The organism is Klebsiella sp. CB_Kp196 (assembly GCF_040061575.1).
Taxonomy (GTDB): domain Bacteria; phylum Pseudomonadota; class Gammaproteobacteria; order Enterobacterales; family Enterobacteriaceae; genus Klebsiella; species Klebsiella michiganensis.
Genome location: NZ_JBEAFH010000066.1, coordinates 32,962 through 48,430 on the forward strand (window position 1 = coordinate 32,962; position 15,469 = coordinate 48,430).

The 15,469-nt window shown below is 56.8% G+C and carries 14 protein-coding genes; 11 read left to right on the plus strand and 3 right to left on the minus strand.

Annotated elements, in window-relative coordinates; translation table 11 throughout:
* The first annotated feature begins 59 nt into the window (after positions 1-59).
* Complete coding sequence (gene xylR, locus ABLU87_RS23955; protein ID WP_004126484.1) at positions 60-1,238, plus strand: D-xylose utilization transcriptional activator XylR; 1,179 nt, start codon at positions 60-62, stop codon at positions 1,236-1,238.
* A gap of 60 nt (positions 1,239-1,298) precedes the next feature.
* On the opposite strand, the gene ABLU87_RS23960 is transcribed toward xylR, so the two are convergent.
* Entirely contained in the window at positions 1,299-2,126 is an 828-nt protein-coding gene (locus ABLU87_RS23960; RefSeq protein WP_071881704.1) for a protein bax, read from the minus strand.
* Between the two features lie 315 nt (positions 2,127-2,441).
* On the opposite strand from ABLU87_RS23960, the gene ABLU87_RS23965 reads away from it, so the two are divergent.
* A complete protein-coding gene (locus ABLU87_RS23965; protein ID WP_014227210.1) occupies positions 2,442-4,472 on the plus strand; it encodes an alpha-amylase in 2,031 nt (676 codons plus the stop codon).
* Between the two features lie 174 nt (positions 4,473-4,646).
* Entirely contained in the window at positions 4,647-5,903 is a 1,257-nt protein-coding gene (gene avtA, locus ABLU87_RS23970) for a valine--pyruvate transaminase (RefSeq protein ID WP_014227211.1), read from the plus strand.
* A gap of 150 nt (positions 5,904-6,053) precedes the next feature.
* Here the strand turns inward: avtA and ABLU87_RS23975 are convergent, their stop codons facing one another.
* Together ABLU87_RS23975 and yiaJ are read right to left on the minus strand one after the other, a co-directional pair.
* Positions 6,054-6,542, minus strand: coding sequence for a 4Fe-4S dicluster domain-containing protein (locus ABLU87_RS23975; protein WP_014227212.1), 489 nt, complete (start codon positions 6,540-6,542; stop codon positions 6,054-6,056).
* Positions 6,543-6,660: 118 nt separating this feature from the next.
* The gene (gene yiaJ / locus ABLU87_RS23980) at positions 6,661-7,479 is read right to left on the minus strand and encodes an IclR family transcriptional regulator YiaJ (protein WP_014839765.1); all 819 of its coding nucleotides are present in this window, start codon (positions 7,477-7,479) and stop codon (positions 6,661-6,663) included.
* A 218-nt stretch (positions 7,480-7,697) separates the two neighbouring features.
* On the opposite strand from yiaJ, the gene yiaK reads away from it, so the two are divergent.
* From yiaK to araD, 8 genes are all read left to right on the plus strand, one after another.
* Positions 7,698-8,696, plus strand: coding sequence for a 3-dehydro-L-gulonate 2-dehydrogenase (yiaK, locus tag ABLU87_RS23985; protein ID WP_014227214.1), 999 nt, complete (start codon positions 7,698-7,700; stop codon positions 8,694-8,696).
* An 11-nt stretch (positions 8,697-8,707) separates the two neighbouring features.
* On the plus strand, positions 8,708-9,172 hold the full coding sequence (locus tag ABLU87_RS23990) for a YhcH/YjgK/YiaL family protein (RefSeq protein WP_014227215.1): 465 nt from the start codon (positions 8,708-8,710) through the stop codon (positions 9,170-9,172).
* 13 nt (positions 9,173-9,185) lie between these two features.
* Positions 9,186-10,115 (plus strand): DUF4862 family protein, encoded by a 930-nt coding sequence (locus tag ABLU87_RS23995; protein ID WP_014227216.1) that lies wholly within the window; start codon positions 9,186-9,188, stop codon positions 10,113-10,115.
* A 52-nt stretch (positions 10,116-10,167) separates the two neighbouring features.
* Positions 10,168-11,487: an MFS transporter gene (locus ABLU87_RS24000; RefSeq protein ID WP_014227217.1), complete on the plus strand. Its 1,320-nt coding sequence runs from the start codon at positions 10,168-10,170 to the stop codon at positions 11,485-11,487.
* Positions 11,488-11,564: 77 nt separating this feature from the next.
* A complete protein-coding gene (locus tag ABLU87_RS24005) occupies positions 11,565-13,070 on the plus strand; it encodes an FGGY-family carbohydrate kinase (protein WP_014227218.1) in 1,506 nt (501 codons plus the stop codon).
* Complete coding sequence (ulaD, locus tag ABLU87_RS24010) at positions 13,067-13,729, plus strand: 3-keto-L-gulonate-6-phosphate decarboxylase UlaD (RefSeq protein ID WP_049082792.1); 663 nt, start codon at positions 13,067-13,069, stop codon at positions 13,727-13,729. The genes ABLU87_RS24005 and ulaD overlap by 4 nt, the downstream gene beginning before the upstream one ends.
* The gene (locus tag ABLU87_RS24015; RefSeq protein ID WP_009653713.1) at positions 13,722-14,582 is read left to right on the plus strand and encodes an L-ribulose-5-phosphate 3-epimerase; all 861 of its coding nucleotides are present in this window, start codon (positions 13,722-13,724) and stop codon (positions 14,580-14,582) included. Before ulaD ends, ABLU87_RS24015 begins: the two co-directional genes overlap by 8 nt.
* A complete protein-coding gene (araD, locus tag ABLU87_RS24020) occupies positions 14,576-15,274 on the plus strand; it encodes an L-ribulose-5-phosphate 4-epimerase (protein ID WP_025106774.1) in 699 nt (232 codons plus the stop codon). The genes ABLU87_RS24015 and araD overlap by 7 nt, the downstream gene beginning before the upstream one ends.
* Positions 15,275-15,469: the final 195 nt, after the last annotated feature.

Below are 15,469 nucleotides of genomic sequence, written 5' to 3' on the forward strand. Positions count from 1 at the left end.
AAAAAATCCGGGCATTGGCCGGTATTGTATGGCCTGCAAGAGAGACCGGGAACAACACTATGTTTGAAAAGCGTCACCGTATTACGCTGTTATTCAATGCCAACAAAGCCTACGATCGCCAGGTCGTTGAGGGCGTCGGCGAATATTTACAAGCATCGCAACTGGAATGGGATATCTTCATTGAGGAAGATTTTCGGGCACGAATTGAAAACATCAAAGAGTGGTTAGGCGACGGCGTTATTGCCGATTACGACGATCCGGAAATTGAAAACCTGCTGATCGACGTGAATGTTCCGATTGTCGGCGTCGGCGGCTCCTTCCACCGCCCGGAGTGCTATCCGCCGGTTCACTATATCGCCACCGACAACGCCGCGCTGGTCGAGAGCGCCTTCCTGCATCTGAAGGAAAAGGGCATTAACCGCTTTGCCTTTTACGGCCTGCCCGCTTCCAGCTGTAAAGGCTGGGCCGCCGAGCGCGAGCACGCGTTTTGCCAGCTGGTCGCCAGAGAGAAATATCGCGGCGTGGTCTATCAGGGGCTCGAGACGGCGCCGGAAAACTGGCAGCATGCGCAAAACCGCCTCGCCGACTGGCTGCAAACCCTACCGCCGCAAACCGGCATCATCGCCGTTACCGACGCCCGCGCGCGCCACGTATTACAGGCCTGCGAGCGGCTGCATATCCCCGTCCCGGAAAAGCTGTGCGTTATCGGCATAGATAACGAAGAGCTTACCCGCTACCTGTCGCGCGTGGCGCTCTCCTCCGTTGCGCAGGGCACCCGTCAGATGGGCTACCAGGCGGCAAAGCTGCTGCATCGCCTGCTGGAGAATGAAGAGCTGCCGCTTCAGCGTCAGCTTATCCCGCCGATGCGCGTGGTAGAACGCCGCTCCACCGACTACCGCTCGCTCACCGACCCTTCGGTCATTCAGGCGATGCACTATATCCGTAACCACGCCTGTAAAGGGATTAAAGTTGAGCAGGTGCTGGACGCCGTGGGGATTTCCCGCTCGAATCTGGAAAAGCGCTTCAAAGAGGAAGTCGGCGAAACCATTCATACGGTGATCCACAGCGAGAAGCTGGAAAAAGCGCGCAGTCTGCTGGTATCAACCACCCTATCGATTAACGAAATCTCCCAGATGTGCGGCTATCCGTCGCTGCAGTATTTCTATTCGGTGTTTAAGAAAGAGTACGACGTGACGCCGAAGGAGTACCGCGACCGGCACAGCGAAGTCATGATGTAGCGCGCAAAGAAAAATGCCCGGGCTTACGCACCGGGCATCAATGATGACATGTAAGAGCAATTACATGTGCGCGGCTATCAACCGCTGGTTATCCTGATACATCGCGAAGAGATAGTTGTTATAGCTCGACCCTTTGGTCGAATAGCCCTTCAGCTTATGAATCATCGTGCTGGCGGTCACTTCCTGATCGGCTTTACGCAGCTGCGCACGCGATTTACGGAACGACGAGTAGGCCGGATGCGTATTCAGATTTCTGACATAGGCCTGAACGGACTCTTCCACCGAATCAAACTGGGAGTAGCCCTTCATCGCACCGCGGCAGTTTCCACCGCCACACTTCATACCAAATAAATTGTTGTTCACCCGCGCCAGCTTTGACGTTCCCCAGCCGCTTTCCGCCGCAGCCATAGTAGCGACCATGCTATTCGGGATAATGTCGACGCGCTCAAGCAGCGAGTTCCATGGAATATGGCGAGTATTGCCGGACCACTTCACTTTATAGCGAGAGGCGATCTCTTTCAGCCGCGTACGCTCGCTCGGCGACCAGCGCGCATCGTACTGCTTGGAAACAAGCCAGTTACGATCGGCGGTAATCACCTGATTCTGTTTCGTAATGTAAGGCATTACCGTCCGGAGAAACGCTTTTTTCCTTGGTGTCCCGGAAGGGTATTTTCGCAAATCAGGAAGTGAACTGCTCTTTACACTATTGCGAGAATACTCTTGTTTACTGCTTACCTTGCTTACTTTAACGGTGCTTTTCTTCTTAACTATTGGGGCTTTATGACTCGTTGTTGCTGTGTGTGTTGTTGCCAGCACACTACCTGAAAATATGCAGGTAAGTAACATGAGTATCGCGGCCCCATATCGTCGAATGGGAGTCGATATCATTAGGTCTCCTGGTCGGATGCAATCATTCCAACGCCTTGTTTTTCACAAAAAATCGATAGTTGAATCGCGAATAGTATCAAAAATACCCAGATGACGCACCCACAGAAATAGTCCAATTCCGAAAAGCTGTCATCTGAAATCGGTTTCCGCCCCATGACAACAGTACAAAAATGCGACAGCCCTCGCATTTTTTGCTTGTTTTTTGAACGCGATCACTCACCCTTTTTCATCCTCCCTGGAAAAGCGCCGGTGGGATGAGTTCATTAGACAGCCAGACGCGCAAACTGAACAAAAAACCGCACACAGGACTCCGGAATGAAACTCGCTGCGCTTGCGTCGCTGCTGTTGCCTGGGATGGCCTTCGCCGCCTGGACTACCGCAGATTTCCCCGCCTTTACCGAAGAAGGCACCGGCAGATTTATCAGTCAAAACGAGGTAGCAAAGGGTACGCGCCCTCTGCGGATTAATTTTGACCAACAGTGCTGGCAGCCTGCCGGCGCGATCAAGCTCAACCAGATGCTGTCTATGGAACCTTGCCGCGATCCGGCGCCGCAGTGGCGCGTATTCCGCGATGGCCGCTATACCCTGGAAGTCGATACCCGTTCAGGTACGCCAACCATGATGGTCTCTCTGGAGGAGAAACAGACCGCCGCCGCCGCGCCGCAGATGAAGCAGTGTCCGAAATGGGATGGCAAGCCGCTTACCATTGACGTCAGCAAATCCTTCGCCGAAGGCAGTAAAGTTCGCGATTTCTATAGCGGTAATATCGCGACCGTCAGCAGCGGTAAAGTTACCCTCCAGCCGGCGTTTAACAGCAATGGTCTGCTGCTGCTTGAACGCGCGGAAACGGAAGCCGCCGCGCCGTTCAACTGGCATAACGCCACCGTCTATTTCGTGCTGACCGATCGCTTTGTCAACGGCAACCCGGCCAACGACAATAGCTATGGCCGCCACAAAGACGGCATGCAGGAAATTGGCACCTTCCACGGCGGCGACCTGCAGGGCCTGACCAGCAAACTGGATTACATCCAGCAGCTCGGCGTTAACGCGCTCTGGATCAGTTCGCCGCTGGAACAAATCCACGGCTGGGTCGGCGGCGGTACGAAAGGCGATTTCCCGCACTACGCCTATCACGGCTATTACACCCAGGACTGGACGAAGCTGGATGCCAATATGGGAACGGAAGACGATCTGCGCCGCCTCGTTGATGAGGCCCACAAGCGCGGGATCCGCATTCTGTTCGACGTGGTGATGAACCATACCGGCTACGCGACCCTGGCCGATATGCAGGAGTTTCAGTTTGGCTCGCTGTACATCCAGGGCGATGAGCTGAAAAAGACCCTCGGAGAGCGCTGGACCGACTGGAAGCCCCGCGCGGGACAAAGCTGGCACAGCTTTAACGACTACATTAACTTCAGCGACAAAGCCGGTTGGGAAAAATGGTGGGGTAAAAAGTGGATCCGCACCGATATTGGCGATTACGACAACCCCGGATTTGATGACCTGACGATGTCGCTGGCCTTCCTGCCGGATCTGAAAACCGAATCCACGGCGCCATCCGGCCTGCCAAACTTCTATCGCCATAAGCCGGATACCGCGGCCAAAGCGATCCCCGGCTATACGCCGCGCGATTATCTGACCCACTGGCTGAGCCAATGGGTGCGCGACTACGGCATCGACGGCTTCCGCGTCGATACCGCCAAGCACGTCGAGCAGGCCGCCTGGCTGCAGTTAAAAACCCAGGCCACTGAAGCGCTGGCGGAATGGAAAAAAGCCAATCCGGATAAAGCGCTGGATAACGCGCCGTTCTGGATGACCGGCGAGGCCTGGGGCCACGGCGTGATGCAGAGCGACTACTATCGCCACGGTTTTGACGCAATGCTGAATTTTGATTATCAGGATCAGGCGGCGAAAGCGACAAGCTGCCTGGCGAATATCGACCTGACCTGGCAACATATGGCAGAGAAGCTTCAGGATTTCAATGTGTTAAGCTATCTCTCCTCGCACGATACCAGCCTGTTCCGCGAAGGCGGCAGCACGGCGGCGGAATTGCTGCTGCTCGCGCCTGGCGCAGTGCAGATCTTCTACGGCGATGAATCTTCGCGACCGTTCGGCCCGACCGGCTCCGATCCGCTTCAGGGGACGCGCTCAGATATGAACTGGCAGGACGTCAGCGGCAAAGCCGCGCGCAGCGTGACCCACTGGGAGAAACTGGGCCAGTTCCGCGCCCGTCATCCGGCGATTGGCATGGGTAAACAAACCACCCTATCGATGGCGAAAGGCTACGGCTTTATTCGCGAGACCGGCGATGACAAAGTGATGGTGGTATGGGCAGGCCAGCAGTAGCCTTCTGACCCAAGGCTTCCCTGACACTCGGGGGAGCCGATTCAGAATAAAAATCCAAAATATCTTAATTTAGCAGCATAAAAACAAAATATCTCACTGATACCTCGATTTGCACCCTGTCTGCGCTGGCGTTATGGTTACCCACTTTCCTGGAATACCGACAGACTAATCGCGATGACATTTTCACTTTTTGGCGACAAATTTACCCGTCATTCGGGCATCACCCGCTTGATGGAAGACCTCAATGACGGCCTGCGTACCCCGGGCGCCATCATGCTGGGCGGCGGCAATCCCGCGCAGATTCCGGAAATGAATGATTACTTCCATAGCCTGCTGGCCGACATGCTGAACAGCGGCAAAGCCCTTGATGCGCTTTGTAATTATGACGGTCCGCAGGGTAAAAGCGAGCTGCTGGCCCTGCTGGCGCAGATGCTGCGTGATGAACTGGGTTGGGAGATCGAACCACAGAATATTGCACTGACAAACGGCAGTCAGAGCGCGTTTTTCTACTTGTTTAACCTCTTCGCAGGCCGTCGAGCGGATGGAACCACCCGTAAAGTGCTGTTTCCGTTGACGCCCGAGTACATCGGCTACGCCGATGCCGGCCTCGAAGAAGATCTGTTTGTCGCCACCCGCCCGAACATTGAACTGCTGCCGGAAGGCCAGTTTAAATACCACGTGGATTTCGAACATTTGCAGGTCACGGACGAGACGGGAATGATCTGCGTTTCCCGCCCCACCAACCCAACGGGCAACGTGATCACCGACGATGAGCTGATCAAGCTGGATGCGCTGGCCAACCAGCACGGCATCCCGTTGGTGATTGATAACGCCTACGGCGTTCCGTTCCCGGGAATTATTTTCAGCGACGCCAGGCCGCTGTGGAATCCGAATATCGTGCTGTGCATGAGCCTCTCCAAGCTGGGTCTGCCGGGTAGCCGCTGCGGGATTATCATCGCTAACGAAAAAATCATCACCGCCATCAGCAATATGAACGGCATTATCAGCCTCGCCCCCGGCGGAATGGGGCCGGCCATGATGTGCGAGATGATTAAACGCAACGATCTTCTGCGCCTGTCGGAAACGGTGATAAAGCCGTTCTACTACCAGCGCGTTCAGGAGACTATCGCCATTATTCGCCGCTATTTGCCGGAAGATCGCTGCCTGATTCATAAACCGGAAGGCGCGATTTTTCTCTGGCTATGGTTTAAGGATCTGCCGATTTCTACCGAGCTGCTGTACCAGCGCCTGAAAAAGCGCGGCGTTCTGATGGTGCCGGGCGACTATTTCTTCCCGGGCCTGGATAAACCGTGGCCGCACACGCATCAGTGCATGCGCATGAACTATGTGCCGGACCCGGAGAAGATTGAAGCAGGCGTGAAGATTCTCGCCGAAGAAGTTGAACGCGCATGGGGTGAACAGGACGCGTAAACGAGCGCCAGAATCCTGAATAATCCAGATATATTCCCGGCTCGCGCTGCGCTCAGCCGGGCTACAGGCTTCCAGCGTTCTGCGGACAGGCAGCCCGGACAAGGCGCGCCAGCGCCGCCTCCGGGAACACGCCGTAAGAAGGCATCATCGCTACATCGCCAGCGCCATCCGCTGGCGACGTTCAGCGGCTATTCTCTCCAGCTCCATCGGTTCCATGCAGCGCAGCGCCTGCGTCGGGCATGCCGCCACGCAGGCCGGGCCTTCTTCCCGATGGCTGCACAAATCGCACTTCAGCGCCTGTACGCCCTCCTCCACCCGCATCACCGTCATCGCGCCATAGGGGCACGCCACCATGCAGCTTTTGCAGCCGATGCAGCGGCGCTGATCCACGCGCCAGACCGAATTTTCCCGGCGGATAGCGCCCTCGGGGCAGACGTTGGCGCAGGGCGCATCTTCACACTGGCGGCAAAGCGTCGCCGTCGAGAGTTCGTCATTTTTCACCACGCGGATCCGCGGCGCAAAGCGCATGGCGGAAACGCCAGAACAGTCCTGGTCCCGCTGATGGGATACCACGCAGGCGACTTCACAGGTACGACAGCCGATGCACTTTTGCGCATCCGCGATAATAAACCGGTTCATCCTTGCTCCACTGGGGATAAAAACGCAGAGTGCCAGAAAAAACCGCTTCCGCGCCTTGATCCTGAATGGAGTCAGCGGCGTTTTCTCTCAGATGCCCGGGACAATTTGGTCATCTGCCTTACCCTTCCCGCACGGAAAAGCCCAGTTCGCGGGAAATCGCCTCTGCCGTATCGCGCAGCGGCTTGAGTAAATTCTTCTCTCCTACCTGCTTGAGGCGCGATGTTGATAAGGAGATAGAAATGGCATAAGGCACGCGTCCATGAATATCGAAAACCGGGACCGCCAGGCAGGACACGCCCAACTCGTTCTCTTCCCTGTCCATCGCCATATTACGCTCGCGGATCTGCGCCAGCTCATCATGCATCGCAGGTAAGCCGGTAATGGTATTCCGGGTCAGCGGCTGAATAATATCCTGGTGTGAATTCCAGTAGCTCTCAACGTAGTCAGGATGGCCAAACGCCATATAAATCTTGCCCATTGCCGAGCAGTACAGCGGCATATGCTGGCCAATATAGGCGCGCGTACGCAGCATGCCGGTGGTCGGCTCCAGCTTATAAATCAGGATAGCGTGGTCATCTTCACGGCTGGAGAAGTTCACCGTCTCGCCGGTGGCCAGGTTGAGCGCCTCAAGATGCGGCGCCGCGACGTGGATGATGTTGAGCGACGACAAAGCCTTTTGGCCAACGGCGATAAACTTTGTCGTCAGACGATAGCTCCCCGCCGCCGGGGCTGGCGTCACGTAGCCGCAGGATTGCAGCCCCTGCAATAAGCGATGAACGGTGCTTTTGTTCAGGCCCGCCAGTTCCGACAGATGCGCCAGCGGGCATCCGTTTGGGTAATTACTCAGGATCTCAATCAGCATCAACCCACGAAAAAGGCTCTGGCTTCCGGCAGGCCTCTCCTTGTCTTGCGTTACATCGCTCTCTTTTGTGCCCATCGTTTCCGCTCCCCGTTTTTGTCGCGTTCAGATGGTAGCGCAAAGTGTGTTTCAGTTCACGATCTGAACCGAAAAAACACAACTTTATGATTTTTATGATTTTTAAAAATAACGCTGCCCGTTGATCTGATAAAAATTGATCGCTATATTTGAAATCAGATTTCGCATAGTGAAATTTAGAGATAAAAAAGCGATCAAATCTGACCAGGAAAACAGGAATGAAAGTAACGTTTGAGCAGTTAAAAGAGGCATTCAATCGAGTACTACTGGCACGGGGTATCACCGCAGAAACCGCCGATGCCTGCGCAGAAATGTTTGCCCGCACCACCGAATCCGGCGTCTATTCTCACGGCGTGAACCGCTTTCCTCGCTTCATCCAGCAGCTGGACAACGGCGACATCATCCCCGAGGCTAAACCGCAGCGGGTAACCAGCCTCGGCGCCATCGAGCAGTGGGATGCCCAGCGCTCCATCGGCAACCTGACGGCGAAAAAGATGATGGACCGGGCCATCGAACTGGCTTCCGATCACGGTATCGGCCTGGTGGCGTTACGTAACGCCAACCACTGGATGCGCGGCGGCAGCTATGGCTGGCAGGCGGCGGAAAAAGGCTACATCGGCATCTGCTGGACCAACTCCATCGCCGTTATGCCGCCATGGGGCGCTAAGGAGTGCCGTATCGGCACCAATCCGCTGATCGTCGCCATTCCGTCAACGCCGATCACCATGGTGGATATGTCGATGTCGATGTTCTCCTACGGCATGCTGGAAGTTAACCGCCTTGCCGGCCGCGAGCTGCCCGTGGACGGCGGATTCGACGATGAAGGTCATTTGACCAAAGAACCGGGGGTTATCGAGAAAAACCGCCGTATTTTGCCGATGGGCTACTGGAAAGGTTCCGGCCTGTCGATTGTGCTGGATATGATTGCCACCCTGCTTTCCAACGGCTCTTCCGTTGCCGAAGTGACTCAGGAAAACAGCGATGAATATGGCGTTTCGCAGATCTTCATCGCCATAGAAGTGGATAAGCTGATCGATGGCGCAACCCGCGACGCCAAACTGCAGCGGATTATGGATTTCATCACCACCGCCGAACGCGCCGATGAAAATGTGGCGGTCCGCCTGCCCGGCCATGAATTTACCCGACTGCTGGATGAAAACCGCCGCAACGGTATTACCGTCGATGACAGCGTATGGGCCAAAATTCAGGCGCTGTAAGGAGCTCACCCATGATTTTTGGCCATATTGCTCAACCGAATCCGTGTCGTCTGCCCGCGGCCATTGAACAGGCGCTTGATTTCCTGCGCACGACGGATTTTCACGCGCTGGAACCCGGCGTCGTGGAAATCGACGGCAAGAACATCTTCGCGCAGATTATTGACTTAACCACCCGCGATGCCGCTGACAATCGTCCGGAGGTTCACCGTCGCTATCTGGATATCCAGTTTCTGGCGTGGGGTGAAGAAAAAATCGGTATCGCCATTGATACCGGCAATAATCAAATCAGCGAATCGTTGTTAGAACAGCTCGATATTATTTTCTATCACGACAGCGAACATGAATCGTTCTTTGAAATGACGCCAGGCAACTATGCGATATTTTTCCCGCAAGATGTGCATCGTCCTGGATGTAATAAAACTGTAGCCACCCCGATCCGCAAAATAGTCGTTAAGGTCGCTATTTCAGTTTTATAAAAAGGAGCACAAAATGAATTCGAATAATACCGGTTACATTATCGGTGCGTACCCCTGTGCACCCTCATTTCACCAAAAGAGTGAAGAGGAAGAGACGGAATTCTGGCGGCAGCTCTCCGACACCCCGGATATTCGCGGGCTGGAGCAACCCTGCCTTGAACATCTTCATCCGCTCGGCGACGAGTGGTTATTGCGCCATACCCCGGGACACTGGCAGATTGTCGTTACCGCCATCATGGAAACCATGCGCCGCCGCGGTGAAAACGGCGGCTTTGGGCTGGCATCCAGCGACGAAGAGCAGCGCAAAGCCTGCGTGGAGTACTATCGTCACCTGCAGCAGAAGATCGCTAAAATCAATGGTAAGACCGCCGGAAAGGTCATTGCCCTTGAGCTTCACGCCGCCCCGCTGGCGGGCAATGCCAACGTGGCTCAGGCTACCGACGCCTTTGCTCGTTCATTAAAAGAGATTACCCGCTGGGACTGGTCCTGCGAGCTGGTGCTGGAGCACTGCGACGCGATGACCGGCACCGCGCCGCGCAAAGGATTTTTGCCGTTAGAAAACGTGCTGGAAGCCATTGCCGACTACGACATCAGCATCTGTATCAACTGGGCGCGCTCTGCCATTGAAGGGCGGAATACCGTTCTACCGCTCACCCATACGCAGCAGGCAAAACGGGCAGGGAAGCTCGGCGCGCTGATGTTTTCCGGCACGACGCAAACCGGCGAGTACGGCGAATGGCAGGATTTACACGCGCCGTTCGCGCCTTTCTGCCCGCAGAGCCTGATGACCACCGACCACGCCCGTGAATTATTTGCCTGCGCAGGAGCCGATCCCCTGCAATTCTCAGGTATCAAATTACTGGAAATCACTGCCAGCGCAAACGTTGACCATCGCATCGCGATATTACGCGACGGCATCTCAGCGCTAAAACAAGCACAATAATAATAACCACCTTCATCGCCAGAATATTTTTTAATATTACGAGACTATAAAGATGAATATAACCTCTAACTCTACACCCAAAAATATACCGCGCCAGCGCTGGTTAAGAATTATTCCCCCAATACTGATCACCTGTATTATTTCTTATATGGACCGGGTCAATATTGCCTTTGCCATGCCCGGCGGCATGGACGCCGACTTAGGTATTTCCGCCACCATGGCGGGGCTGGCGGGCGGTATTTTCTTTATCGGTTATCTATTTTTACAGGTTCCCGGCGGGAAAATTGCCGTTCACGGCAGCGGTAAGAAATTTATCGGCTGGTCGCTGGTCGCCTGGGCGGTTATCTCCGTGCTGACGGGGTTAATTACCAATCAGTACCAGCTGCTGGCCCTGCGCTTCTTACTAGGCGTGGCGGAAGGCGGCATGCTGCCGGTCGTTCTCACCATGATCAGTAACTGGTTCCCTGATGCGGAACGCGGTCGCGCCAACGCGATTGTCATTATGTTCGTGCCGATTGCCGGGATTATCACCGCCCCGCTCTCAGGCTGGATTATCACGGTTCTCGACTGGCGCTGGCTGTTTATTATCGAAGGTTTGCTCTCGCTGGTTGTTTTGGTTCTGTGGGCCTACACCATCTATGACCGTCCGCAGGAAGCGCGCTGGATCTCTAAAGCAGAGCAGAACTATCTGGTCGAGACGCTGGCCGCAGAGCAACGGGCCATTGCCGGCACCGAAGTGAAAAACGCCTCTCTGAGCGCCGTTCTCTCCGACAAAACCATGTGGCAGCTTATCGCCCTGAACTTCTTCTACCAGACCGGCATTTACGGCTACACCCTGTGGCTGCCCACCATTCTGAAAGAATTAACCCACAGCAGCATGGGGCAGGTCGGGATGCTCGCCATTCTGCCGTACGTCGGCGCCATTGCCGGGATGTTCCTGTTCTCTTCTCTTTCAGACCGAACCGGTAAACGCAAGCTGTTCGTCTGCCTGCCGCTGATTGGCTTCGCTCTGTGCATGTTCCTGTCGGTGGCGCTGAAAAATCAAATATGGCTCTCCTATGCCGCGCTGGTCGGCTGCGGATTCTTCCTGCAATCGGCGGCTGGCGTGTTCTGGACCATCCCGGCACGTCTGTTCAGCGCTGAAATGGCGGGCGGCGCGCGCGGGGTTATCAACGCGCTTGGCAACCTCGGCGGATTTTGTGGTCCTTATGCGGTCGGGGTTCTGATCACGCTGTACAGCAAAGACGCCGGCGTTTATTGCCTGGCGATCTCCCTGGCGCTGGCCGCGCTGATGGCGCTGCTGCTGCCGGCGAAATGCGATGCCGGTGCTGCGCCGGTAAAGACGATAAACCCACATAAACGCACTGCGTAAAATCGAGCCCGGCGGCGCTGCGCCTGCCGGGCCTGCGAAATATGCCGGGTCCTCCCGGCAAGAATGAGATGCGAAAGATGAGCAAGAAACAGGCCTTCTGGCTGGGTATTGATTGTGGCGGCACGTATCTGAAAGCCGGTTTATATGATGCCGAAGGTCATGAACATGGCATTGTGCGGCAAGCGCTACAGACGATGTCGCCCCTGCCGGGTTACGCCGAACGCGACATGCATCAGCTCTGGCAACACTGCGCGGCAACCATTGCCGAACTATTACAACGGGCAGGGGTATCCGGTGAACAGATTAAAGGCGTGGGCATCTCCGCTCAGGGTAAGGGTCTCTTTCTCCTCGATAAGCAGGATCGGCCGCTGGGTAACGCCATCCTCTCGTCCGATCGTCGGGCGCTGAATATCGTTCAGCGCTGGCAGCGGGACCGTATTCCCGAACGGCTCTATCCCGTTACCCGCCAGACGCTATGGACCGGGCATCCGGCTTCTCTGCTGCGCTGGGTCAAAGAGAATGACCCCCAGCGCTACGCGCAAATTGGCTGCGTGATGATGGGGCATGACTATCTGCGCTGGTGCCTAACCGGCGTGAAAGGCTGCGAGGAGAGCAACATCTCCGAGTCCAACCTCTACAACATGTCCACGGGCCAGTACGACCCGTGTCTGACCCAATGGCTGGGGATCGGCGAAGTGGATAGCGCGCTGCCCCCCGTTGTAGGGTCAGCCGAAATATGCGGGGAGATCACCGCTCAGGCAGCCGCTTTAACCGGTCTGGCGGCGGGTACTCCCGTCGTTGGCGGCCTGTTTGACGTGGTCTCCACCGCCCTTTGCGCCGGGATTGAGGATGAGTCGACCCTCAATGCGGTGATGGGGACCTGGGCCGTCACCAGCGGTATCGCTCACGGTCTGCGCGAACATGAGGCTCACCCTTACGTCTATGGCCGCTACGTCAATGACGGCCAGTATATCGTTCACGAAGCCAGCCCGACCTCATCCGGCAACCTCGAATGGTTTACCGCCCAGTGGGGCGATCTCTCGTTTGATGAGATCAATCAGGCCGTAGCCAGTTTGCCGAAAGCCGGGAGCGAGCTGTTTTTTCTGCCGTTTCTCTACGGCAGCAACGCCGGGCTGGAGATGACCTGCGGCTTTTACGGCATGCAGGCGCTGCATACCCGCGCGCACCTGCTGCAGGCGGTTTATGAAGGCGTGGTATTCAGCCATATGACCCATCTCAACCGTATGCGCGAACGCTTTACAAGCGTTCAGGCCCTGCGCGTCACCGGCGGCCCGGCGCACTCCGACGTCTGGATGCAAATGCTGGCGGACGTCAGCGGCTTACGCGTTGAACTGCCGCAGGTGGAAGAGACCGGCTGCTTTGGCGCCGCCCTCGCGGCGCGCGTCGGCACCGGCGTATACCGCAGCTTTAGCGAAGCCCGGCGCGCCCGGCAGCACCCGGTACGCACGCTGCTGCCCGATATGACCGCCCACGCGCGCTATCAGCGCAAATACCGCCACTACCAGGATTTGATTGAAGCACTACAGGGCTATCACGCCCGTATTAAGGAGCACGCATTATGAGCCGACCATTACTGCAGCTGGCGCTGGACCACACCAGCCTTCAGGCTGCGCAGCGCGATGTCGCCCTGCTACAGGATCACGTTGATATCGTGGAGGCGGGGACCATCCTCTGTTTGACCGAGGGGCTTAACGCAGTTACAGCCCTGCGCACCCAGTGTCCGCAGAAGATCATCGTCGCCGACTGGAAAGTCGCCGACGCCGGTGAAACCCTGGCGCAGCAGGCCTTTGGCGCTGGCGCCAACTGGATGACCATCATCTGCGCTGCGCCGCTCGCTACGGTCGAGAAAGGCCACGCCGTGGCCCAGGCCTGCGGCGGTGAAATTCAGATGGAGCTGTTCGGCAACTGGACGCTGGATGACGCCCGCGCCTGGTACCGTACCGGCGTCCATCAGGCGATTTACCATCGCGGACGCGATGCCCAGGCCAGCGGGCAGCAGTGGGGGGAGGCGGATCTGGCGCGCATGAAAGCGCTCTCCGACATTGGCCTTGAGCTATCGATCACCGGCGGGATTACCCCGGCCGATCTACCGCTGTTCAAGGATATCAACGTCAAAGCGTTTATTGCCGGGCGCGCGCTGGCAGGCGCTGCCCATCCGGCACGGGTTGCCGCCGAATTCCACGCGCAAATCGACGCTATCTGGGGAGAACAGCATGCGTAACCACCCGTTAGGTATTTATGAAAAAGCGCTGGCGAAGGATCTCAGCTGGCCTGAACGGCTGGTGCTGGCCAAAAGCTGCGGTTTTGATTTTGTCGAAATGTCGGTGGACGAGACCGACGAACGCCTTTCGCGCCTGGAGTGGACATCGGCCCAGCGGGCATCTCTGGTGAGCGCGATGCTGGAAACCGGCGTCGCTATTCCCTCAATGTGCCTGTCCGCCCATCGCCGTTTCCCCTTTGGCAGCCGCGACGAGGCGGTACGCGAGCGGGCGCGGGAGATTATGACTAAAGCCATCCGCCTGGCGCGCGATCTGGGGATTCGTACTATTCAGCTGGCGGGTTACGACGTCTATTACGAAGAGCACGATGAAGGCACCCGGCAGCGTTTTGCCGAAGGGCTGGCCTGGGCGGTAGAACAGGCCGCCGCCGCGCAGGTGATGCTGGCGGTGGAGATCATGGACACCGCCTTTATGAACTCCATCAGCAAATGGAAAAAGTGGGACGAGAGGCTTTCGTCACCGTGGTTTACCGTCTATCCGGACGTCGGCAACCTCAGCGCCTGGGGGAACGACGTCACCGCCGAGCTGAAACTGGGTATCGATCGTATCGCCGCCATCCACCTGAAGGACACGCTGCCCGTGACCGACGATAGCCCGGGCCAGTTCCGCGACGTGCCGTTCGGTGAAGGATGCGTTGATTTTGTCGGCATCTTTAAGACGCTGCATGAGCTGAACTACCGCGGTTCGTTTCTGATTGAGATGTGGACGGAGAAGGCCAGCGAACCGGTGCTGGAGATTATCCAGGCCCGGCGCTGGATTGAATCACGGATGCAGGAAGGAGGTTTCACATGTTAGAGCAACTGAAAGCCGAGGTGCTGGCGGCAAACCTGGCGCTCCCGGCGCACCGGCTGGTCACCTTTACCTGGGGCAACGTCAGCGCGGTGGATGAAACGCGCCGTCTGATGGTCATTAAGCCCTCCGGCGTCGAATATGAGGTGATGACCGCCGACGATATGGTGGTCGTAGAGATCGCCAGCGGTAAGATCGTTGAAGGCGCTAAAAAACCCTCTTCGGATACGCCAACGCATCTGGCCCTTTATCGTCGCTATCCGCAGATCGGCGGGATCGTGCATACCCACTCCCGCCATGCGACGATCTGGTCGCAGGCCGGTCTCGATCTCCCCGCCTGGGGCACCACCCACGCCGACTATTTTTATGGCGCCATCCCCTGCACCCGGCCGATGACCGTTGAGGAGATTAACGGGGAGTATGAGTATCAGACCGGCGAAGTGATTATCAAAACCTTTGAACAGCGCGGTCTGGATCCGGCGCAAATCCCGGCGGTATTAGTCCATTCGCACGGCCCGTTTGCCTGGGGTAAAGATGCGGCCGACGCCGTACATAACGCCGTGGTACTTGAAGAGTGCGCCTATATGGGCCTGTTCTCGCGCCAGCTGGCGCCACAGCTGGCGGATATGCAGTCTGAACTGCTCGATAAACACTACCTGCGTAAACACGGCGCGAATGCCTATTACGGGCAAAACTAACACCGCGGGACTCCCGGATGGCGGCTAACGCCTTATCCGGGCTACCGGCGGTCTGCGGTCTCGTAGCCCGGGCAGGCGCTTTGCGCCGCCCCCGGGGGAAGCGTGCAGGATGTTGCAGAACTTTCCCGGAGGCGATGCTGCGCATCTGTCCGGGCTTGTATGATTACTCCGTCAGAAAGAACCGGCCAGTTCTCT